Here is a 21,640-nt window from a genome sequence, read left to right on the forward strand (position 1 = left end):
CTCCCACAACAGATTGCGAAAGCCGCGAAGTATTTTGTGGGAGGGGCCTTCAGCCCCGACGCTTTTCGGCCCGCCGCCGCGCAACACCTCACCTCAACTGCGCTGCGCGTACTCCACCCCTGGCAGCGACGACAGCTTGCCGAGCAGGCTCGACAACTGCCCGTAATCGCCCACCCGCAAGCGCAGCCGCAGCCGCACCTGCGCGCCGTTGCGCTCGACATCGCTGCGGATGCTGATCACGTGCGCGTTGCCCTGGGCGATCACGTTGGTGACTTCCTTGAGCAGCCACTTGCGGTCCAGGGCCAGGACTTCGATATCGACCTCGTAGCCCGAGCCCTTGCGCCCCCACTCCACCGGCAGCACCCGCTGCGGCTGGGCGGCGGCCAGGCGCTCGAACGCGCCGCAGCCGGGACGATGCACGCTGACGCCGCGGCCGCGGGTGAGGTAACCGACGATCGGCTCGCCCGGCAGCGGCTGGCAGCAGCGCGCCAGCTGCACCAGCAGGTTGCCCACGCCTTCGACGGTGAAATCGGTGGACTTGCCCGGCACCTTGCGCGGCGCCGGCGGAATGGTGGTGGTTGAACCCGAGGCGGGCGCCGGCGGCGGCGCCGACATCGCCCGTTCGTGCTCCAGCAGGACCCGGCCGATCTGGTGCGGGCCGATGTCGCCGAGCGCGACCTGCACGTACAGATCGCCGTCGCTGGCCAGATTGAAGCGTTCGCGCGCCGGCGCCAGATCGGCGCCGAGCACACCGAGCCGGCGCAGTTCCTTGTCCAGCAACTCGCGTCCGGCGGTTTCGTTGCGCGAGCGGTCGAGCTTGTGGAACCAGTTGCGCACCTTCTCGCGCGAGCGGTTGCTGGCCAGGAAACCGTTCGAGGCCACCAGCCAGTCGCGGCGCGGTTCGCCGGTCTTGGCGGTCAGGATTTCCACCCGGTCGCCGGTGCGCAGCTTGTGATCCAGCGGCACGATGCGGCCGTCGATCTTGGCGCCGCGGCAGCGATGACCGACTTCGGTGTGCACGTGATAAGCGAAATCCAGCGGCGTGGCGCCGGCCGGCAGATCGATCACCTCGCCCTTGGGCGTGAGCACATAGACCCGGTCTTCGACCAGCTCGGTATCCAGCTCGCTGGCCAGCGCCTCGTCGCCGCCCTGGCCGCCTTCGCTCTTGGCGTCGAGCAGGCGCCGCATCCAGGCGATCTTGCGGTCGAACGCGGCATCGGCGCTGTGGCTGCCGACTTCCTTGTATTTCCAGTGCGCGGCCACGCCGAGCTCGGCCTGGCGATGCATCTCGTGGGTGCGGATCTGCACTTCCAGGGTCTTGCCTTCCGGCCCGACCACGGCGGTGTGCAGCGAGCGGTAGTCGTTGCGCTTGGGCCGGGCGATGTAGTCGTCGAACTCGCTCGGGATCGGTGTCCAGGTGGCGTGGACCACGCCGAGCGCGGCGTAGCACGCGCCCACGTCGTCCACCATCACCCGCACCGCGCGCAGGTCGTACAGCTCGCTGATCGGCGCGTCCTTGCGCTGCATCTTCTTCCAGATGCTGTAGATGTGCTTGGGCCTGCCGGCGACTTCGGCCTTGAGGCCCTGCGCGACCATGGCTTCGCGCAGGGTGCGCTTGACCTGCTCGATGTAGCGCTCGCGATCGCCGCGCTTTTCGTCCAGCAGGCGGGCGATCTTCTGATAGGTCTGCGGTTCCAGATAGCGGAACGCCAGGTCTTCGAGTTCCCACTTGAGCTGCCAGATGCCCAGGCGGTTGGCCAGCGGCGCGTGGATGTCGCGGGTCAACGCCGCCAGCTCGCGCCGCGTCTCCGGCGCCAGGGCGTCGGCGTGGCGCATGCGCGCGAGCTGGCGCGCCAGCAGGATCGGCACCACGCGCAGGTCGCGCACGATCGCCAGCAACAGCCGGCGCAGGCCCTCGGTGCCCGAGCGCCGGCTTTGTTCGGCATGCAGCGCCCAGACTTGGCCGGCGGCGCGCTGGCCGTCGAGCAGGGCGGCGACCACCGGATGTTCGCGCTCCAGGCCCGGGCCCAAGGCCGCGGCCCAGCCTGGATAGACATGCAGGATCGCCGCGGCGACGGTGTCGCTGTCGGCGTCGAGCAAGGCCAGCGCATCCATGGTCGCGGCGACCACCGCCGGCGAATCCAGCGCGCCGGCGCCGGCCTCGGGCTTGAGCGCGGCCGCGCTCAGCGCCTTGCGCAAGGGCGCGGACAGGGCCGCCGCCGCGGGCAGCGCCAGCACGTCGGACAGGGGCGAATGAGACTCGGCGGGGGAAGCGTTCACTGCGAAGGGTCGGTGTGCTGGCGGAGCCTGTTCGTTGGGGAGCGTGCGGGTGGGGCGGCGGGCGGAACGGTGGCGGTGAATGGGGAACGCGGCGCCCGCGGATGCGGGCGGCCGCAACGGCGACCGCACTGCGGCGACGCGGCGCGCGCGATACATCGAAGCGGGCGCGGCTAACGTCTACACTAGCGAGCAACCGCCCCGAGGAACAGCACGAATGTCCGCGATTCCCCCTACCGCGTTGCGCCGCCTGCCCACCGCCTTCGCGCTGGCCGCCTGCCTCGCCGCCGCCCTGGCCGCGCCGGCCGCGATGGCGCAACAGAAAATCGAACAGCAAATGAGCGCCGAGCAGTTCAAGAACGCCGGCCTGACCAAGCTCAGCGACACCGAACTGAGCAACCTGAACGCCTGGCTCAACCATACCGTCGATGCCGAGACCAGCAAGGCCGCGGTCAAGGCCAAGGAAGAGTCCAAGCACGAGCGCACCGGCTTCCTGTCGGTCGGCGCATCCAAGGAGCCGGTCGTCGCACGCCTCAACGGCAGCTTCACCGGTTTCAACCGCGGCCAGACCTACGTGCTCGATAACGGCCAGGAATGGCGCCAGGAAGACAACGCCGACCTGCCGGGCGTGCGCACGCTGGAATCGCCGCAGGTGCGCATCACCCCGAGCATCATCGGCAACGCCTGGTACCTGTCGGTGCAGGGCTACAACACCCGCGCCAAGGTCAGCCGCGTCAAGTAACCCCTCCCTGTTCCCGCGCGCGGCTTCGCGCGCGGGCCTCAACCGCTTGCACATCCCGCTTCGGAGTTCGTCATGCGTGTGCTGTCTTCGTTGACCGTTGCCGTGCTGTTCGCGATCGCCCCCGCCGCCTTCGGCGCCGAGCGTCCCTACGTGCCGGTCGAACAGCGCTTCACCGCCGAACAGCTCAAGGCCACCGGCCTGGACACGCTGTCGGCGCAGCAGTTGCAGGCCTTGAACGAGTTGCTGTCGCAAGACCAGAACGTCGCGGTCACCGAAGCGGTCAAGCAGGTGCGCACCGAGCGCAAGGGCCTGCTCGATCGCGGCGACGTGGAACCGGTGACCAGCACTTTGAAGGGCGAGTTCCGCGGCTGGTCCAGCGGTACCGTGCTGACCTTGGAAAACGGCCAGCGCTGGCGCGTGGTGGAAGGCTCGCTGTTCCTCGGCAAGTCGGTGCCGGCGCCGAAGATCACCATCCGTCCCGGCCTGATGGGCGGCTGGTACCTGGAAGCCGAAGGGCAGACGCCGAAGGCCAAGGTCAAGCGGTTGGATTGAGGTGCGGGCTGCGTGCCCGGCGATCGGATCGAACGAAGGCGGCCTTGGCCGCCTTCGTTGTTTCTGCCCAAGGTCTCTGCAGGAGGGCTTCAGCCCCGATGTTTTCCTATCCGGGGCGATGAAGCTTGTTTGCTCATAGGTTCTGCAGCGATCTGAGCCGAAAGCATCGGGGCTGAAGCCCCTCCCACAGAGACTTCGTGGGGCCACAGCGACGGCCGCGACGCAGCACGGGCATCAATCGCGCAAGCCGGCCAACCGCTGCGCCAGCTTCTTCGGCGACACCCCGCCGCGCACGCCCAGTTCCTGCGCGAACAACGACACCCGCAGTTCCTCGATATCCCAGCGCAAGGCTTGCCAGCCTTCGCTGTCGTCCTCGCCGGCCGCGTTGGCCGCGTCCAGCGCATCGACGAAGGGTTTGATCTCCAGCATCCGCGCCTGGTCGCGCACCGGATCGCGCAGCGCGCGTTCGCTGCGCACCGACAAGGCCTTGAGGTAACGCGGGTACTCGGCCAGCGCCACGGTGGCGACATCGCGCAGGAAGCCCGGCGGGGTCAGCCGCGCCAGTTGCGCGCGCATGTCGTCGAGATTGCCGCTGGCCCAGCCCATCAGCGGCGATTCCAGGCGCGCGCGCACTTCCGCGACCGCGCTGAGGATCGCCTCGGCCTGGCGCAAGCGCTCCATCGCCTCGGGAAACAGCTTGCGCGCGACGGTATCGCGGCGCAGTTCGAACGCGGCCGGATCGCGCACCGCGACCAGCTCGGCATCGTCGCCCAGCAACGATTGCAGGGCGCCATCGACCAGATCCTCGCGCAGGCGGTCGCTGTCGCGCGGGCGGTCGTGCGCGGCGACGTTCTTCCCCGCGCCGGTCTGCAAGGCGGCGATCTGCGCCGCGCGGGTCGGCGACACGCGCTCCTTGCGCGGCGCGGCCGATTCGATCGCCGCGTACAGCAGGCCGGTCTTGGCCTGGATCGGCAATTGCTTGCGCGATTGCTTGAGCTTCTCCGCCATCGCGATCGTCAGCAGCCTGCGCACGCCGCGCGGATGCGCGCGCAACGCGGCCTCGCGCTCGGCGTGCACGCGCAGCGACACGGTCTCGCCGTCGTCGTGCAAGGCCGGGAATGCCGGCACGCCGGCCGCGCCGGGCACCGACATCGGGATCGGCTGCTCCGGGAACGTCGTCAGGCCGCGCTGGCCCAGGCCGTCGGCGGCCTGCGCGGCGAAGGCGCGCGCGGCGCGTTCGCCGAAGCGCGCGCGCAGTTCGTCCAGGTCGCGCGACTCGGCCAGCACCACCGCCTCGCCCTGCTTGCCCTTGCCTTGCGGCGCATCGAGCAAGCGCAGATTCATGCGCAGATGCGGCTCGATCGACGCCGCATCGAAATCCGTCGGCGCGACCTCGGTGCCGCCGAGCTTGCGCAGGAAGCGCGCCAGCGTGCCGACCAGATCGTCGCCCTCGGAAGTTGAATAGGCCTCGAAGAAGGCCTTGGCGAAATCCGGCGCCGGCACGAAGTTGCGCCGCAGCGTTTTCGGCAACGACTTGATCAAGGCAGCGGCCTTGTCGGCGACGAAGCCCGGCGCCAGCCACGACAGCTGCGCCGGATCGAGCGCGTTGAGCAGATGCAGCGGCACCGCCAGGGTCATGCCGTCGTCCGGCGCGCCCGGCTCGAAGCGGTAACTCACCGCCAGCCGCGCGTTGCCCAGTTGCAGATATGGCGGGAAGCGCGCGGCCTCGCTTTCGCCGCCGATCATCAGATCGTCGCCGGACCACTCCAGCCTGGCCTTCTCGTCGGCCGGCAACTTGTTGTACCAGGCGTCCAGCGCCTGCGCGTTGTGCACCTGCGCCGGCAAGCGGTCCAGGTACCACTGCGCCATCCATTCCTCATCCACCACCAGCCCGGCGCGGCGCTGCTTGGCTTCTTCTTCGTGCGCCTTGGCCAGGGTGGCGAGATTGCGCGGCAAGAACGCGGCGCGGGTGTTGATCTCGCCGGTCACCAGCGCGTCGCGGACGAAGATGATGCGGCTCTCTTCCGGATACAGCGCGCCGTAATGGATCGGCCGCTTCGGCGCCAGCACCAGCCCGAACAGGCTGATCTGCTCGCTGCCGACCACGCGGCCTTGCGAACGCGCCCAGCGCGGATCGTGATGACGCCGCGCCAGCAGATGCGGCAGTTCCTGGATCGCCCAGTCCGGCTCGATGTTGGCGTTGGTCATCGACCACACCCGCTCGGTGTCGAGCAAGGTCGCCGACAGCACCCACGGCGGCGGCTTTTTGGCCAGCGGCGAGCCCGGGAACAACTGGAACTTGCGCCCGCGCGGGCCGTCGTAGAAGCCCTTGTCGGCGCGGAAACCGATCTGGGTCGGCAGGCCGGCGATCAGGGCGCGGTGCAAGGTCGCGTAGCCGTCGCGGCCGTCTTCGAGCGACGACTGCGGCTGCCGTCCCTGGCGCGACACTTTCGCCTCCGGACCGTCCGGCCCGGCCATCCGTGGCCGGGCGCTCGCCACCGCGCGAGCCGGTGGCTCGCTGACGCGGTGGCTCGCCCAACCGAGCTCATCGCACAGCAACTTCAACTGCCGATGCAGCTCACGCCACTCGCGCATGCGCAGGAAGCCGAGGAAATGCTTCTCGCACCAGGCGCGCAGCTTGGACTGAGTCAGCTCCTCGTGGGCGTTCTGGTAGCCGTCCCACAAATTCAGGATGCCGACGAATTCCGAACGCGGATCGGCGAACAGCGCATGCGCGGCGTCGGCCGCGCCGCGCTGGTCGGCCGGGCGTTCGCGCGGGTCCTGGATGCCCAGGAACGCGGCGATGGCGATCATCTCGCGCAGGCAGCCGTGGTCGTTGGCCGCGACCAGCATGCGCGCGAGCTTCACGTCCACCGGCAGGCGCGCCATGGTCCGGCCGATCGCGGTGAGTTTCCTGCCTTCGTCCACCGCGCCCAGTTCGGCCAACTGCTGCCAGCCGTCGGCGACGGCGCGGCTGTCGGGCGGCTCCAGGAACGGGAAGTCCTCGATATGCCCCAGGCCCAGCGAGAGCATGCGCAGGATCACCCCGGCCAGCGCGGCGCGACGGATTTCCGGATCGGTGTAGCGCGCGCGCGATTCGAAATCCGCTTCGCTGTACAAGCGGTAGCAGGTGCCTTCGCTGATGCGGCCGCAGCGGCCCTTGCGCTGGTCGGCGCTGGCCTGGCTGATCGGTTCGATGTGCAGGCGGTCGAGCTTGCCGCGCGGGCTGTAACGCTTGACCCGCGCCAGGCCCGGATCGACCACGTAGCGGATGCGCGGCACGGTCAGCGAGGTTTCGGCGACGTTGGTCGCCAGCACGATGCGGCGCTTGGGGCCGGGATTGAACACCCGGTCCTGGTCGCGCACCGACAGCCGCGCGTACAGCGGCAGCACTTCGGTCTCGCGGTATTTGCGCCGCTCCAGCGCCTGGTGCGCGTCGCGGATCTCGCGCTCGCCGGACAGGAAGATCAGCACGTCGCCGCGCGGGTCTTCGCGGGTGATTTCGTCGCAGGCCGCGACAATGCCGTCGTTGGTCGAGATCGCGGCATTCGGGGTTCGGGATTCGGGATTCGGACGGCCCGGACGCCGCGAGTCCGCTTCAACGGTTGCCGACTCCCGATTCCCGGTTTCCGTCTCGTCCAAAGGCCGATAACGCACGCTGACCGGATACCCGCGCCCTTCCACGTTGACCACCGGCGCATTGTCGAAATGCGCGGCGAAGCGGTCGGTGTCGATGGTCGCCGAGGTCACGATGACCTTCAGGTCGGGCCGCTTCTTCAGCAACTGCTTCAGATAGCCCAACAGGAAGTCGATGTTGAGGCTGCGCTCGTGCGCCTCGTCGATCAGGATGGTGTCGTAGGCCGACAGCCAGCGGTCGGACTGGATTTCCGCCAGCAAGATGCCGTCGGTCATGAACTTCACCGCGGTGCGCTCGCCGACGTTGTCGTTGAAACGCACCTGGTAGCCGACGGTTTCGCCGATCTGGGTGTTGAGCTCCTCCGCCACGCGCCGCGCCACCGCGCGCGCGGCGATGCGGCGCGGCTGGGTGCAGCCGATCATGCCGGCGGCGCCGCGGCCGGCGGCTAGGCACAGCTTCGGCAACTGGGTGGTCTTGCCGGAACCGGTTTCGCCCGCGATCACCACCACCGGATGCTTGCGGATCAATTCGACGATGCGATCGCCTTCGGCCGCGATCGGCAAAGCCGGGTCCACCGGCGCGCGCGGCAGCGACTTCGCGCGCGCTTCGCGCTGCGCGACGGAAGCGGCCAATGCCTGCGCGAACGCGGCCTGCGCCTTGTCGTCGCCGGGCTTGCCGCTCCAGCGCGACCACAGGCCGTGCAGGCGGCCGCGATCGCGGCTGAGCGCGCCGTCGATGGCGCGCCGCGCCTGCCGTAACGCAGCGCTCGCGTCGGCGTGATTAGACTGTTGGGTATGGCTGGTATTCATCGATAGATCGTTTGCATCGCAGCGCTAGGAACAAACCATTTCACATCTTTGGCGACAGCGCCTATTGTCGCCGCAAGTTCCGGAAAAACCGCTCCGGCACCAGCTCAAGATCCCAGCTTCAAATCCACAGAACCCCCGCAATGGAGAAGGAGTCGCCCATGGCCAAGTCCACCAAGCCCGTCAAGACCAAACCCGGCAAGTCCAAGGCGCCGGTCAATCCGGCCGCATCGCCTGCCGCCGGCGACGGCGCGCCCTCGATCGATATCGGGATCTCGACCGCCGATCGCAAGAAGATCGCCGAAGGTCTGTCGCGCTTCCTGGCCGACAGCTACACCCTGTACCTGAAGACCCACAACTTCCATTGGAACGTGACCGGGCCGATGTTCAACAGCCTGCACGTCATGTTCGAGACCCAGTACACCGAGCAGTGGACCGCGCTGGACGAGATCGCCGAGCGCATCCGCGCGCTGGGCTTCAATGCGCCGGGTTCCTATGCCGAATTCGTGCGTCTGACCTCGATTCCGGAAGAACCGGGCCTGACCGACGCCGCCGACTGGCACGAAATGGTTCGCCAGCTGGTGGTGGGCAACGAAGCGGTGTGCCGCACCGCGCGCAAGGTACTCGACCAGGCCGACGACGTCGATGACGCGCCGACCGAAGACCTGCTGACCCAGCGTCTGCAGACCCACGAGAAGTATGCGTGGATGCTGCGTTCGCTGTTGCAGTGATCGCCCGCGCAGTTCGGCCGGCTATGCGCTGAGCGTGGCGCCGGCTTGCTCGATCCGACCCCTTCGCCGGCAACGGCGGAGGGATTTTTCGTAAGTCCCGCCGCGGCGCTCAGGCCGGCGCGGCTTGCGCCAGCGACGGCAACGGCGCGCCGGCGCGCTCGCATTCGGCGCGCCATGTCTCCAGATCCTGCCGCGCCTGCGCCAGGACCCAATCGCGGAACGCGCAGATCTTGGCGCTGCCGCGCCGCACCTCCGGATAGGCCAGCCAGTAGTCGCGGCTGTCGCGCACGATCAATTCGAACGGCTGCACCAGCCGCCCCGACGCCAGTTCGGCGCGGAAAAACAGCGGCGAGGTGATCGCCACGCCCTGCCCGGCCAGCGCGGCGGTGACCTCGTACTGCTCCACACCCAGATCGATCGCCGAGACCAGCGGCGCCTCGCCCGTGGCCACGCCGGCCGCGTGCAGCCATTGCCGCCACCAGCGTTCGCGGCCGATCCGCGCCAGTCCCAGCAGATCCGCCGGCGTGCGCAAGGCGCCGCTGGCGATCAGCGCCGGACTGCACAGCGGCGTGAACAAGCCCGGCAGCAGGAAGTGCGCGCTCATGCCCGGCCACTGGCCGCCGCCGTTGCGCAGGCTCAGGTCGAACTCGCCCTGGGCCAGATCGATCAAGGGCACGCTGGTGTCCAGGCGCACCGCCAATCGCGGTTGCGCCAGCTGGAAGCCGCCCAGGCGCGGCACCAGCCAGTTCGCGCCGATGGTCGGCAACGCGGTGATCGCCAGTTCGCTCTGCGAACGCTCGCGGCTTTGCGCGAACGCGCCGCGCAGGCCTTGGAAGGCATCGAGCACCGCCGGCGCCAGACGCTCGCCGTCGCGGGTCAGCACGACCTTGCGCGCCAGACGCTGGAACAGCACCAGGCCCAGGCGCTGCTCCAGGCGCTTGATCTGGTAGCTGACCGCGGCCTGGGTCATGTCCAGCTCTTCCGCGGCGCGGGTGAAGCTGCCCAGGCGCGCGGCGGCTTCGAAGGCGCGGATCGCGCTGAGCGGGGGCAGGGTCGGTCCAGTCATAAATTCAACTTATGGATTGGCGGCGATTTTCGGCTTGTCCGGCGCGACCCGGGATTCCTAGGATTCGCTGGAAGCAAAGCATAGCCCGCACCGACCGAAACGGCGCGAACCCGCCCAGACCAAAGCCTGCCTAGGCCATTCCCCCCGGAGTTCCCCCATGCCGCGCCGAACCCTGCTGACGCTCGCCCTCGCGGCGCTGTCGTTGTTGTCCTGCCCCATCCCGGCCCTCGCCGACGCCGCGGCCACGCCCGCGGCGGTGGTCCAGGCCGACCTGCGCGCCCTCAACGACAACGATCTGGAAACCTTCCTCGCCTTGTACGCACCGCAGGCGCAGATCTTCGGCCTGCCCAAGGACCCTCGCCGTCTGGCCGGCCCGCGCCTGGAGCAGATGCACGGCGCCGACAAGCTGCGCGCCTGGTTCGCCAAGGCGATGGCCGAGCCGGTCACGCCGAAGATCCAGCAGACCGAATCGATCGCGCTGGGCGAACTGCTGGTCGGGAAGGTGCGCATCGACGTGCCGGGCCAGAGCGAGCCGACCGTGATGATGGTGGTCTACCGCGTGCGCGACGGCCTGATCCAGGACCTGTGGCACGTGGTCCGCGAAAGCGACGACAACCGCGGCCAAAGCGCCGCCGCGCTGGCGACCATGCACGCACTGGTGCAGACCAGCAACCGCGCCGACGCCGACGGTTTCCTGGCCTTGTTCGCTCCCGATTCGCGGCATAACCGCATGTCCGAAGACCCCGATCGCCTGGCCGAGGAACCGTCGAAGAACATCGTCGATGCCCCCAGCCGCGATCGTGTCTACCGCGCGCTGTACGCCAAGGGCGACGGCCTGCAAGTGCAGACCCTGGCCGCGTTCGCGGTCGGCGATCTGGTCGCCATGCACGAGCGCATCACCGACACCGCCAAGCCCGGCGAAGTGAAGGAACTGGTGTCGATCCTGCGCGTGCGCGATGGCCTGGTGCGCGATCTGTGGCCGCTGCAGCGGCTGGTGAGCGGCGCCGCCGTCGCCGGGACCGGGCGATGAAACACTGGCGCTGGTGGCTGATCGCCGTCCTGCTGGCGGTGTCGTGGCTGGCGCTGGCGCAGGCCGAGAGCGCGCAGGAAGCGGTGGTGCGCCGCTACGTGCAGGCCTGGAACGACGACGATGTCGAAGCGTTCCTGGCCCTGGCCAGCCATGACGCGCGCACCTACCGGCGCGACCGCGACGACGAAGGGCTGGTCGGCGCCTCCATCGCCGGCGCCAACGCCGGCGAGCGCGCCCGCTTCTACCGCGGCGCGTTCGCCAAGCGGCCGCATGTGCGGGTGGACATCGTGCAGATGCAGGCGGTGGACGACATCGTCATGAGCCGCGAAAGGGTCAGCGGCGGCGCCGACGGCAAGGTCGCCGATGAGCTCACGGTGTATCAGGTGCGCGATCGCAAGATCTGCAATGTGTGGCATGTGAAGCGGCGCTCGCGCTGAGGGCTGGGGCGCGGCGATCCGACCCACCGATCTCCAAGCCCCTACCCAAAGCCGCGGCCATTCCCGACCGACCGAAGGACCGGCACGGGTAAACTAGGCCCATGCCCTCCCCCGCTCTAGAAATCCTTCACCGCGTCTTCGGCCATACCGCGTTCCGCGGCGAACAGGCGCAGATCGTCCAGCACGTGATCGACGGCGGCGACGCCCTGGTGCTGATGCCGACCGGCGGCGGCAAATCGCTGTGCTATCAGATCCCCTCGCTGGTGCGCGAAGGCTGCGGCCTGGTGGTCTCGCCGCTGATCGCGCTGATGCAGGACCAGGTCGAGGCGATGCGCCAGCTCGGCGTGCGCGCGGCGTATCTCAACTCCACCCTGAGCGCGGACGCCGCCGCCGAAGTCGAGCGCCAGTTGCTCGCCGGCGAACTCGACCTGCTCTACGTCGCGCCCGAGCGCCTGCTCACCGGGCGCTGCCTGAACCTGCTCGACCGCGCCAAGATCGCCCTGTTCGCCATCGACGAAGCCCACTGCGTCTCGCAATGGGGCCACGACTTCCGTCCCGAATACCGCGAACTCACCATCCTGCACGAGCGCTGGCCCGACATCCCGCGCATCGCCCTGACCGCCACCGCCGACGCGCCGACCCAGCGCGAGATCGCCGAACGGCTGACCCTGGAAGACGCGCGCCGCTTCGTCAGCTCCTTCGACCGTCCCAACGTGCGCTACCGCGTCGTGCACAAGGACAACGGCACCCGCCAGCTGCTGGATTTCCTCGCCGCGCATCGCGACGAGAGCGGCATCGTCTATGCGTTCTCGCGCAAGCGGGTGGAGTCGGTGGCCGAGCAACTGGTCGCCGCCGGGATCAAGGCGCTGCCGTATCACGCCGGCATCGAAGCCAGCGTGCGCGCCGGCAACCAACGCCGGTTCCTGCAGGAAGACGGCGTGGTCATGGTCGCGACCATCGCCTTCGGCATGGGCATCGACAAACCCGACGTGCGCTTCGTCGCCCATATCGACCTGCCCAAATCGATCGAAGGCTATTACCAAGAGACCGGCCGCGCCGGCCGCGACGGCGAACCGGCCGAAGCCTGGCTCTGCTACGGCCTGGGCGATGTGGTCAATCTGCGCCAACTCATCCAGCAAGGCGAAGCCGGCGAAGAACGCAAGCGGCTGGAGCTGCGCAAGCTGGATTCCTTGCTGGGGTTCTGCGAGTCCACCGAGTGCCGGCGCAAGAGTCTGCTCGGGTGGTTCGGCGAACCGCACCCGGGCGATTGCGGCAACTGCGACAACTGCATGGAGCCGCCGCAGAGTTGGGACGGCACCACCGCCGCGCGCAAGGCGCTGTCGTGCGTGTACCGCACCGGCCAGCGCTTCGGCGCCGGCCACGTCATCGACGTGCTGCGCGGCGCGGCGACCGAAAAGGTCACCCGCTTCGGCCACGAGGAACTGAGCACCTTCGGCATCGGCAGCGACCTGGATGCCAAGCAGTGGAGCAGCGTGTTCCGCCAGTTGGTCGCCGCCGGCCTGCTGGAAGCCGACATCGAACGCCACGGCGCCTTGCGCCTGACCGCCGACAGCGCCCCGGTGCTGCGCGGCGAGCGCGCCCTGCGTTTCCGCACCGAAGCGCCGAAGGCCGCGCGCGCCAGCACGCGCAAGGCGCGCGGCGGCGCCAGCGCGGCGCCGATGATCGACCTGGATCCCGAATCGCTGATCCGCTTCAACGCCCTGCGCGAATGGCGCTCGATCACCGCGCGCGAGCAGAACGTCCCGGCCTACGTGATCTTCCACGACAGCACCCTGCGCGCGATCGCCGAACACGCGCCGGACGACCTGGACGAACTCGCGCGCATCCCCGGCATCGGCGCGAGCAAGCTCGACCGCTACGGCGAGGCGGTGCTGCAGCACTTACTCGATCAGGCCTGAGGCCGCGACCGGCGCGAACATGTAGCAGCGGCGTCCCGCGGGGATTTCCTTCGGTCACACGCCGCGGCCGCGAACATCGCAGTTGCAATGCATGCGAAGTTTCGTGGTCGCGGCTTGAGCCGCTCCTACCCCCAAGACTGTGCTTCGCTTCCGGCCTCGCCCGTGCTCACGGCAACTGATACGAAAAATTCAGATTCCAGCGTGGCTTGCGACTGTCCCTTTCCAACGGCAGGTCCGCGGTGGGTTTGGCGTAGGCGAAATCGAGACTGTAGTGCTTGTTGTCCGACAGCCGCACGCCGACGCCGAGCGAACCCAGCTTGTCGGGCTGCGGACGGCGGCCGTCGGTCAGCGACACCTGCGCGTGTTGCGCCACCACGTAAGGCGACACCGCCTTGAGCCATCGCTTCTGCGGACGGAAATTGCGGCTGAATTCCAGGCCGGCGCCCCACCCCTTGTCGCCTGAAGTCTCGCCAGGATCGTAAGCCAGACCGAACCGCGCGCCGCCGAAACTGATCTGCTCCGACGAGGGCAGGCGCTGGCGGGTGTACTGCCCGCTCGCGCGCAGCACCGCGGCGTAGCGCTGCTCCTTCCACGTGCGCGTCTGCGCATAGCCCAGGCTGTATTTGGTGAACGACACGTCGCTGGCCGCGGCCAGATTCACCCCGCTCAGATTGGTCAGGGTGTCCGCCGACGCGCCCCAGGCGTCGAGGCCGCGCGCGATCGCGAAGCTGACCTGACGCGCGCGATCCTTCTTGGCGCGGGTGTAGTCCAGCGTGCCCTGCACTACCCGGGTCTTGGAGCGCTGCTCCAGGCTGGCGCCGTTGATGGTGTTGAAGTAGCGATCGGACTGATCGGCCGCGTAAACGCCCGCCGACACGAACAGCGAGCGCTCGTTGCTCAGCCGCAGCGGATAGCGCGCACTGATCGCCACCCGGTCCTGCTCGATGCGGTGATCGAGAAACTCCGGCAGCGGCGTATTGGTGACCGGCACGCCGCGATAGCGCGAACCTTCGGCGCGCCCGATCCAGCCGTCGCTGCCGAACAACTGCGAATACCCGGCGCTGTAGAAGCGCTCGTCGCCGCGCCCGTCCGGATACAGCGCCGCCAGGCTCCATTGCTCGGCCAGCGAGGTCAGTGCGTTGAGATTCAATGTGACCAGACCCTGGGTGCCGGGATGATTGAACTCCAGCGCCCAGGTCGCGTCGTAACGCTTGCTGCCCACGCTCAGGTCGAGCGAGGTCGCCCCGTCCGTGGTGGTCGGCGCGGGCACGTTGATGTTGAGCTTGGCCCCGGGCAGGAAGCCCAGGATCTGCGAATAGCGTTCGAAGGTGCTCTGGCGCAGCGGCCGGTCATCGACGATGTGCTGCGCGATCGCGCGCAACTTGCGTTCCAGATTGCCGACCTTGCCGCTGATGTTCACCTTCGCGACATAACCTTCCACCGCCACCACGCGCACCGTGCCGTCGGCGAAATCCTGCGTGGGGACATAACAGAACGACAGCGCGTAACCGCGGTCGCGATACAACTTGGTGCAGGCCGCGGCGGTGGTGAGCAGATCGCCGACGGTGATCTGTTTGCCGGCCAGCGGCGCGAACAGGGCGGTGACCTGATCGAACGGCACCGACTTGACTCCGGACACCTCGAACTTCGCCGGCGTGAGCTGCAGCGCCAGCAACGCGGCCATTTCCGGATTCTGCTGCGGCGCGACGGTCGTGCTGACCTTGGGTTCGGCCTTGGGCAGCGGCGCTTGCGGCAGGGTCTGCAGCGGATTGCCGGTGCTCGGCAATCGCGGCGGGGCGGTCTGGGAATACGCCGGCATGCTCGCCTGCAACAGCGCGGTGACCGCCAGCGCGAGTGGATAGCGCTTCCCCCAAAGCCCTGTACCCATGCGGTACCCCTTTAGCGATGGCTGCAACGACTGCCAATGAGGATGCGCGCCCGCCCTGGGCCGAACGCGCATCCGCAAGTCCTGCTTTCACTCTATGTCGTTATGGCGCGACGGGAACGGCACCGTACCGTTCCCGCGCGCTGTGTCACACACCGCTTACGGCTTGTCGCCCTTGCCGAGCAGGCCGGTACCGAGCAAGCCCCCCTTGCCGCTGTCCGTGCTGCCGATCACGCCGCCGAGCAGGCCACCGTTGGTGTTGTTGAGCCCGGTCGCCCCGGCCACGCCGTTGACGACCGTGCTCAGCCCCTGGGTAACCGGCTGCAGCGGACCGTTCACGGCCGCCGTCGCTGTAGTGCCTACCTGATTGATGCCACCGCCCACGCCGGCGACCGCGCCGCCGACCAGGCTGGTGACCGGCCCCAACGGCGTAGTCGCGCCGGTGGTGGACAGACCGGTGCCGACCGCGACGACTGTGCCGCCGAGTCCGGCCACGCCGGTGGTCGCGCCGGCCACGGTCACCCCGACCGGGTTGGCGATCGTGCCGGCATTGCCCAGCCCCGCGGTGATACCCGCGCCGACCGTGCCGAGATTGCCGCTGACGCCCTGCACCGCGCCGCCGACCAGATTGGTCGCGCCGCCCGGTACCGGTGCGCCGCCGATGGCCGCGCCGAGGGTATTGCCGGCCGAAGCCACGCCGCCGACCACGCCGCCCGCGCCGCGCGACAGGTTGGCGACCAGATTGCCGCCGCCGCTGCCGCCGGTCGTGCCGCCGTTGGCCTGACCCAGGCCCGCGATCGGCGTGAGCACCTGGCTCAACGCGCCGGTCAGCTGCTGGCTCTGCGTACCTTCGAGCACACCGCCGAGCTTGGTCCCGACCGTCTTCACGCCGGTGCCGACGCCGGAAACCAGTCCGCCGGCCGTGCTGGTGAGCGGCTGGATCGGCGAGCCCTGGAAGGCGCCGACCGTGGCGACGGTCTTGCCCAGGTCATCGACGGTGGTGCCTACGTTGACCACGAGGTTATCGACGCCGCCGACGGTGGTGCCGAGCGGATCGCTGATATTGCCGATCTGGCCCAGACCGCTGCTGGTGGAGGTGCCGAGCCCGCTGATGGTCTTGCCCAGGTCGTCGATGACCGTGGCCAGACCCTGAGTCGTAGGATTGCTGCCGCCGAGCAGCGACTGGTTCGGAATCTGCGCGCCGAGCGTGCTGACGCCCGTGCCGATGCCGGTCAACAGATTGCCCGCGACGGTGACGATCGAACCGACCGGATTACCGGGGAGGCTGGTGCCGCCGGGGCCGCCCGGACCACCCGGGTTGCCGGGACCGCCAGGACCGCCGGGATTGCCCGGACCACCGGGACCGCCCGGATTGCCGGGGCCACCCGGACCACCGGGATTGCCTGGGCCGCCGGGGCCACCGGGACCGCCCGGATCGCCCGGGCCGCCGGGACCGCCGGGCTCACCGGGGCCGCCGGGACCGCCCGGATTGGGATTGAAATTGGATTTGACCCCGCCCGACCCCGAGCAGCCGGTCGTGGATACCGTGATCGTCAAGATGCACGCCGCGAGCAGGCTGTAGGAAAGGGCCTTACGAATGCTGTGAGTATCCATCACGTCCTCCGAATGCAGCTCTGGGCAGCTTCGTGCCCTAGGGGTTAATCGCTACGCCTGCGTTCGCGGGGGCGACACCGGTCGAGCGCCGGTAACACACATTCGAGGTGTCATTTCGTGTGCACCGTGAACAGGCTGCACCTGATTAGTGTTAAGGACACGTGATGAAACGGCACGATCCGATTGGACCGGCGGAGATTTCCGATAGCCGGCATTTTCCGTGAGAAAGCGTGATTTTCATTCACGGCGGCGTGCCGGAACGCGGGCCGCCGGGCACAGCGGTCAACCGCCCTGCGGCGAGGTGCGGACAGGACCGGGCGGCCTCGGGTCGCTCACGCAAACTACCACCGTAAAGTGTGATCGACTCGACCATAGAGGGCGGCCGGATATCTGACTTTCGGGATTAATGGGCACCGACAGGCACTCGAACGATGCCTTAAATACAGAGGCCTGCGCCGCAGGAAACCGGAACGGCCGCACAGACTGCCGGTGCGGCGAAGTGTGATGAACTACGTAAATCACGCAAATTTACGCGAAGCGATTACGCAATTTAGATGTGCGTAATCGGAGCGCTCACCACTCCACCGTGCCGCGGATCACCGCCTGCACCCGGCCGCCGATCCAGACCTCGCCGTCCTCGTCGATCCGCAACTCGATATAGCCATCGCGGCCGACCTCGCGCCCCTGGCTGACGCTGTACGCATCGCCGCGCGCGACCCGACCGGCGGCGAGCAAGGCCGAGGCGATCGCCGCGTTGGCGCTGCCGGTGACCGGGTCCTCGGCGATGCCGTCGCCCGGACAGAACGCCCGCACCACCCAGGCATGGCCGGTCTCGTCGCTGCGCGCGAACACCGCCAGGCCGAGCGAATCCTCGCCGCTGAGCGCGGCGATGGCGGCCAGATCCGGGTGCAGACCGCGCACGGCGGCCGCGTCGGCCAGCTCGGCCAGCCACCAGCGCGGGCCGTTGTCCCACAACGCCGGCGCCAATGCGCCGCGCGCCGCACCGGCCAGCGCGGCATCGATGCGTGCGCCGTGCGCGGCATCGACCGCGCACGCACGAGCGCGCGGCGTGCGGATGCTGACGCGAACCTGGCCGGCGTCGTGCGCGAGCTTCACCGGCAGCAGGCCTGCGTCGCATTGCTGGATCAACTCGACGCGGTCGGCCGCGACCCGCCGCGCATCCAGCACCGCCCAGGCCGCGCCGATGCTCGGATGTCCGGCGAAGGCCAGTTCCTGGCGCGGCGTGAAGATGCGCACGCGGTAATCCGCGCCGGCCTGCGGCGGCAGCAGGAAGATGGTTTCCGGCAGATGCATCCACGCGGCGAAGGACTGCATCGCCGCCGTGTCCATGCCTTGCGCGTCGAACACCACCGCCAGCGGATTGCCGGCGCCGATGCGGTGGGCGAACACATCCAGTTGCAGATAACGTCGCAGGCTCATGCCCCGATCGTAACGGCCGCGGCAGGCCGCGGCGATGTGGCTTTAGGCCTGTTGACTCGGGCCGCGGCGGCTTGAGCCGGCCGCGGCCAACGCGACGGTCATGGGCAGGAGTTCGCGCTCTTGTAGTCGGTGTACTTGTCGCGGCCGTCGAAGTAATGGATCTGCGCGCCGTTGAACTTGATCTTCTGCAAGGCGCCGTTGAGCAACTGCTCATGGTGCAGGTGCGCGCCGAACGAGGTGCCGGTGTTGCCGACCGTGCCGATGCCCTGGCCCAGGGCGAGGTTGTCGCCGACCTTGACCGAATACGAATTCAGATGCGCGTACAGCGTGCTCCAGCCGCCGCCGTGATCGATCACCACGTACTTGCCGTAACTGGTGTTGCCCAGATTGCGCACCTTGCTGACCCGGCCCTTGGCCGCGGCCACGACTTTGTCGCCCGCGCCGTTGCTGCGGCTCAAGTCCACCGCCAGCTTCGGGCTGTGGTTTTCGCGGGTATTGCCGTGCCAGACCTGCTTGCACGGAAACGGCATCTGGAATTTCGGCGCGGCGGCGAACGCGGACGGCAATGCGAGCGCGGCGCTCAATGCGACGGCGAGACGAACGGAAAAACCCGGCATGCGAACTTCCTCGAAAGAACATGGGATGGACGGCGGCGCCAGTGCGCCGCCGCGAATAAACCGCTGCGGAGCGGTCTCCATCCACGAGTGGAGACCGCACCGCAACGCTCCGCCAACCGCACGTCCGCCGAAGAAGAGCGCGGTCGGTCGGGCCCGAGGGGGCATAGGGCCCGTGAGTGCGTGGCGGAGAAACCACGGCGCCGGCACGAAGGTCGCAACCTTGCGCCGTCGCGCGAAAACATCAGCGTGCCTCGGCGTTTCGAGTCAGCGGCACAGCGACCGCCGTTTGAGTGATCACCGCCTCGCCTCGCTTTGGTGCGACCGCCGGCGGGCCGCCGTCCGACAGCGCCTGCACCTGCGCCAGAAACGCCGCGCGATCGGCCGACAACGCCACGCTGGTGACGAACGCCGCATACAGCGCCAGCATCCAGACAAAGCGCAGCCGGCGCCGCGCGGCGCGGCGATGCGGTAACGAAGACATACGACCACTCCAGAACAAGACCACGACCGTACCGGCGACACCGAATGCCAGAATCCGAGCGCAAGCGTCCCCGGCCGCCGCGACGGACGCGGCGGATCGAATCGAAACAGAACACGGCCGCGCGATAGCGCGCGCCGCGACAGCGCCGGGCCGCGAGTCGTCCGCGGCCCGGCCCGGGCGCTATGCGATCAGCACAACGCCGGCCACATCAGCGCCCGTCGATCAGGCGCGTGGCGATATCCGGCGAGAACGTGCCGGCCGGCGTGTTCGGCGCGATGCCGCAGGGGCCGTCGGAATCGCCCGGCACCTTCACCCACAGCAACATCTCCGCGCCGCTGGTGGCGGTGCGCGAGACCACGCCGAGCTTGCGTCCGGCCGGATTGCACCACTCGCCGTTGGAACCGTTGCCGTTGCGGCTGGTATCGACCACGAACGGTTTCTCGTAGCCGAACTGGCTCTTCAACTGCGCCTTGACCGATGCGCCGTAGGCATTGGAATCGGCGGTGGTCTTGTAGTTCGACACGTTCAAGGCGAAGCCGCGGATCTCGCCGAGGCCGGCCGAGTTCAGACGCCGCGCCATTTCGTCCGCGGCGATCCAGCCGGCGTTGCCGCCGTCGTGATAGACCATCGCATTGGGCGCGCGCAGCTTGAACTCGCGCGCGGCGTAGCTCAGCAAGCCGAGCCGTTCGGTCTGCTTGGCCTCGCTCAGGCAGTCTTTCAACTGAGCCAGGGCATCGGGCTCGATCACCACCACGGCGCGGGTATTGCCGATGCCGGAGGCGAAACTGGAAATCCAGGCGCGATAAGCCTCGGCGCTGCCCGCGCCGCCTTCGGAATGGCTGCCGCAATCGCGGCTGGTGATGTTGTACGCGACCAGGATCGGCAGCTTGTCGGCGGCGCGCGCGGCCTCGACGAAACGCGACACCGCGCTGCCGATGTTGCCGCTCCAGTTGCCGAACCAGCGCGCCATCGGCTTGGTCGCAATCGAAGTCTTGATCGTGCTCGCGCGCGAGTCGGAGGCATGATCGCGCACCCACACCGCCGGATTGGAATCGGGATCGACATAGAAACCGCTGCTCTGGTTCGCCGCGGTCGCGCAGCCGCTGCCGAACACGGCGGCCACGGCCAGCAGCAAGGTCGCCGGGGCGACGCGATTGCGCGAATGATTCCGGGCCATCGATGCCGCGGCCTTGTTTGTTTGACGCATGTCTCCTCCTGCAAGTGACGCATTGACGGGTAGTGGTCGGCGGCGATGCGTTCGTTTCGCGCGATACCTAGTTTTTGTTGCTACAGCCATCAGCTCTACTTTGTTCGCAAGTGCCCGTACCCGACAAAATGACCGCGCCGCCGGCATTGCACTTTTAAATTCCTCACACTTTCGGATATTGGTCGCGGCAATCATCGACAGTGAAAATTCGTCGTGTTAGTCGTGGACGCATGCTCCCTTCCCCGGAGCATGCGTCCATCAACTATCGGCCGGCCCGAACCACAACGATCAAGCGCAACCGAACACTCCCTCCAGAGCACGCGTTCAGTCTAAGCAGATAGGCTGTCGCCGACCTGTCGCAGTTGCGGCAACGACTCAGGCCGCAGCGCATCAGGCGCGAGATCGGCCTGTCGAATCCCCTTCTCACCTGGCATGCGCCGTTCGCGCAAGGCGCACGGCTATCCAGGTCATCCAGGAGTTTCAATGCGTATTTTCTTGATCGAAGACAATCTCGACCTGGCCCAGGCCGTGGTGCAGCATCTGCGCCGCACCGGCAACGCCGTCGATCACGAATCCGACGGCCTCAACGCCTGCCGTTTTCTCGAACACGAACGCTACGATCTGATCCTGCTCGACATCGGCCTGCCGCGCATGGACGGCCTGAGCCTGCTCGCCGAACTGCGCCGCCGCGGCGACGCCACGCCGGTGCTGATGCTGACCGAGCGTTCCGACATCGAAGACCGCATCAGCGCGCTCGATGTCGGCGCCGACGACTACATCGGCAAGCCCTTCGACTTCCGCGAACTCAGCGCGCGCTGCCGCGCCCTCACCCGCCGCCGTCAGGCCCAGACCTCGAGCCTGGTGCGCATCGGCCCGCTGGTGATGGACAACGCCGCGCGCCGGGTGAAGTTCGAGGACCGCACCATCGACCTGCCCAATCGCGAATACAGCCTGCTGGAAATCCTGGTCGGCCGGCTCGGCCAGGTGGTCAGCAAGAGCGAAATCACCAATCGCTTGTTCGCGCTGAGCGAAGAAGCCGGCTCGAACACGGTCGAGCTTTACATCGCGCGGCTGCGCAAGAAACTGCCGCAGCAGTTCCTGCGCATCGTCACCGTGCGCGGCTCGGGTTATCTGGCCGAGACCATCCGCGGCGAATCGATCCTGGCCGCGTCGGCCGGCGTCGCCCACGACTGAGCGCG

15 protein-coding genes and 2 pseudogenes are annotated in these 21,640 nt (G+C 68.4%); 7 read left to right on the forward strand and 10 right to left on the reverse strand.

Features of this window, described 5'->3' with window-relative positions; genetic code table 11:
• Positions 1-93 precede the first annotated feature (93 nt).
• Positions 94-2,235, reverse strand: coding sequence for a RelA/SpoT family protein (locus tag LG3211_RS17930; protein WP_235115074.1), 2,142 nt, complete (start codon positions 2,233-2,235; stop codon positions 94-96).
• A 259-nt stretch (positions 2,236-2,494) separates the two neighbouring features.
• Between LG3211_RS17930 and LG3211_RS17935 the strand changes: the two genes are divergently transcribed.
• Both LG3211_RS17935 and LG3211_RS17940 read left to right on the forward strand, forming a co-directional pair.
• The gene (locus LG3211_RS17935; protein WP_057944015.1) at positions 2,495-3,019 is read left to right on the forward strand and encodes a hypothetical protein; all 525 of its coding nucleotides are present in this window, start codon (positions 2,495-2,497) and stop codon (positions 3,017-3,019) included.
• Between the two features lie 72 nt (positions 3,020-3,091).
• Positions 3,092-3,571 carry a hypothetical protein gene (locus tag LG3211_RS17940; protein ID WP_057944016.1) on the forward strand — a complete coding sequence of 160 codons (480 nt, stop codon included), beginning with the start codon at positions 3,092-3,094 and terminating at the stop codon, positions 3,569-3,571.
• 234 nt (positions 3,572-3,805) lie between these two features.
• On the opposite strand, the pseudogene LG3211_RS27510 reads toward LG3211_RS17940, so the two are convergent.
• Both LG3211_RS27510 and hrpA read right to left on the reverse strand, forming a co-directional pair.
• A pseudogene (locus tag LG3211_RS27510) lies at positions 3,806-5,965 on the reverse strand (DUF3418 domain-containing protein); the annotation flags it as partial.
• A 141-nt stretch (positions 5,966-6,106) separates the two neighbouring features.
• Positions 6,107-8,017: pseudogene (hrpA, locus tag LG3211_RS27515) on the reverse strand (ATP-dependent RNA helicase HrpA); the annotation flags it as partial.
• Positions 8,018-8,175: 158 nt separating this feature from the next.
• Here hrpA and LG3211_RS17950 point away from each other — a divergent pair.
• Complete coding sequence (locus tag LG3211_RS17950; protein ID WP_057945572.1) at positions 8,176-8,745, forward strand: Dps family protein; 570 nt, start codon at positions 8,176-8,178, stop codon at positions 8,743-8,745.
• Positions 8,746-8,854: 109 nt separating this feature from the next.
• Here the strand turns inward: LG3211_RS17950 and LG3211_RS17955 are convergent, their stop codons facing one another.
• Positions 8,855-9,811, reverse strand: a complete 957-nt coding sequence (locus LG3211_RS17955) for a LysR substrate-binding domain-containing protein (RefSeq protein ID WP_057944018.1) — start codon at positions 9,809-9,811, stop codon at positions 8,855-8,857.
• A 157-nt stretch (positions 9,812-9,968) separates the two neighbouring features.
• On the opposite strand from LG3211_RS17955, the gene LG3211_RS17960 reads away from it, so the two are divergent.
• From LG3211_RS17960 to recQ, 3 genes are all read left to right on the forward strand, one after another.
• Entirely contained in the window at positions 9,969-10,841 is an 873-nt protein-coding gene (locus LG3211_RS17960) for a nuclear transport factor 2 family protein (protein ID WP_057944019.1), read from the forward strand.
• Positions 10,838-11,278, forward strand: coding sequence for a nuclear transport factor 2 family protein (locus LG3211_RS17965; protein ID WP_057944020.1), 441 nt, complete (start codon positions 10,838-10,840; stop codon positions 11,276-11,278). Before LG3211_RS17960 ends, LG3211_RS17965 begins: the two co-directional genes overlap by 4 nt.
• Before the next feature lie 101 nt (positions 11,279-11,379).
• Positions 11,380-13,197: a DNA helicase RecQ gene (gene recQ, locus LG3211_RS17970; RefSeq protein WP_057944021.1), complete on the forward strand. Its 1,818-nt coding sequence runs from the start codon at positions 11,380-11,382 to the stop codon at positions 13,195-13,197.
• Between the two features lie 166 nt (positions 13,198-13,363).
• Here the strand turns inward: recQ and LG3211_RS17975 are convergent, their stop codons facing one another.
• The 6 genes from LG3211_RS17975 to LG3211_RS18000 all read right to left on the reverse strand — a co-directional run bounded on the left by LG3211_RS17975 (position 13,364) and on the right by LG3211_RS18000 (position 20,441).
• Positions 13,364-15,085: a ShlB/FhaC/HecB family hemolysin secretion/activation protein gene (locus LG3211_RS17975; RefSeq protein WP_057944022.1), complete on the reverse strand. Its 1,722-nt coding sequence runs from the start codon at positions 15,083-15,085 to the stop codon at positions 13,364-13,366.
• 156 nt (positions 15,086-15,241) lie between these two features.
• Complete coding sequence (locus LG3211_RS17980) at positions 15,242-16,696, reverse strand: collagen-like triple helix repeat-containing protein (RefSeq protein WP_083512638.1); 1,455 nt, start codon at positions 16,694-16,696, stop codon at positions 15,242-15,244.
• Between the two features lie 573 nt (positions 16,697-17,269).
• Complete coding sequence (locus tag LG3211_RS17985) at positions 17,270-18,136, reverse strand: PhzF family phenazine biosynthesis protein (protein WP_057944024.1); 867 nt, start codon at positions 18,134-18,136, stop codon at positions 17,270-17,272.
• Positions 18,137-18,234: 98 nt separating this feature from the next.
• Complete coding sequence (locus LG3211_RS17990; RefSeq protein WP_057944025.1) at positions 18,235-18,753, reverse strand: M23 family metallopeptidase; 519 nt, start codon at positions 18,751-18,753, stop codon at positions 18,235-18,237.
• A 241-nt stretch (positions 18,754-18,994) separates the two neighbouring features.
• Positions 18,995-19,234, reverse strand: coding sequence for a hypothetical protein (locus LG3211_RS17995; protein ID WP_148648994.1), 240 nt, complete (start codon positions 19,232-19,234; stop codon positions 18,995-18,997).
• Between the two features lie 208 nt (positions 19,235-19,442).
• The gene (locus tag LG3211_RS18000; protein ID WP_222837520.1) at positions 19,443-20,441 is read right to left on the reverse strand and encodes a glycoside hydrolase family 6 protein; all 999 of its coding nucleotides are present in this window, start codon (positions 20,439-20,441) and stop codon (positions 19,443-19,445) included.
• A gap of 483 nt (positions 20,442-20,924) precedes the next feature.
• On the opposite strand from LG3211_RS18000, the gene LG3211_RS18005 reads away from it, so the two are divergent.
• On the forward strand, positions 20,925-21,635 hold the full coding sequence (locus LG3211_RS18005) for a response regulator transcription factor (RefSeq protein WP_057944028.1): 711 nt from the start codon (positions 20,925-20,927) through the stop codon (positions 21,633-21,635).
• The last annotated feature ends 5 nt before the right edge of the window (positions 21,636-21,640 follow it).

This window comes from Lysobacter gummosus (genome assembly GCF_001442805.1).
GTDB classification, from domain to species: Bacteria; Pseudomonadota; Gammaproteobacteria; order Xanthomonadales; family Xanthomonadaceae; genus Lysobacter; species Lysobacter gummosus.

Bases quoted from the DNA above. Each gene is read 5' to 3' on its own strand.
- LG3211_RS17990 (WP_057944025.1), bottom strand. From the start codon at position 18,753: ATGCCGGGTTTTTCCGTTCGTCTCGCCGTCGCATTGAGCGCCGCGCTC.
- LG3211_RS17950 (WP_057945572.1), top strand. From the start codon at position 8,176: ATGGCCAAGTCCACCAAGCCCGTCAAGACCAAACCCGGCAAGTCCAAG.
- LG3211_RS17995 (WP_148648994.1), bottom strand. From the start codon at position 19,234: ATGTCTTCGTTACCGCATCGCCGCGCCGCGCGGCGCCGGCTGCGCTTT.
- LG3211_RS17940 (WP_057944016.1), top strand. From the start codon at position 3,092: ATGCGTGTGCTGTCTTCGTTGACCGTTGCCGTGCTGTTCGCGATCGCC.
- LG3211_RS17955 (WP_057944018.1), bottom strand. From the start codon at position 9,811: ATGACTGGACCGACCCTGCCCCCGCTCAGCGCGATCCGCGCCTTCGAA.
- LG3211_RS17985 (WP_057944024.1), bottom strand. From the start codon at position 18,136: ATGAGCCTGCGACGTTATCTGCAACTGGATGTGTTCGCCCACCGCATC.
- LG3211_RS17975 (WP_057944022.1), bottom strand. From the start codon at position 15,085: ATGGGTACAGGGCTTTGGGGGAAGCGCTATCCACTCGCGCTGGCGGTC.
- LG3211_RS17980 (WP_083512638.1), bottom strand. From the start codon at position 16,696: ATGGATACTCACAGCATTCGTAAGGCCCTTTCCTACAGCCTGCTCGCG.
- LG3211_RS18000 (WP_222837520.1), bottom strand. From the start codon at position 20,441: ATGCGTCAAACAAACAAGGCCGCGGCATCGATGGCCCGGAATCATTCG.
- recQ (WP_057944021.1), top strand. From the start codon at position 11,380: ATGCCCTCCCCCGCTCTAGAAATCCTTCACCGCGTCTTCGGCCATACC.
- LG3211_RS18005 (WP_057944028.1), top strand. From the start codon at position 20,925: ATGCGTATTTTCTTGATCGAAGACAATCTCGACCTGGCCCAGGCCGTG.
- LG3211_RS17965 (WP_057944020.1), top strand. From the start codon at position 10,838: ATGAAACACTGGCGCTGGTGGCTGATCGCCGTCCTGCTGGCGGTGTCG.
- LG3211_RS17960 (WP_057944019.1), top strand. From the start codon at position 9,969: ATGCCGCGCCGAACCCTGCTGACGCTCGCCCTCGCGGCGCTGTCGTTG.
- LG3211_RS17935 (WP_057944015.1), top strand. From the start codon at position 2,495: ATGTCCGCGATTCCCCCTACCGCGTTGCGCCGCCTGCCCACCGCCTTC.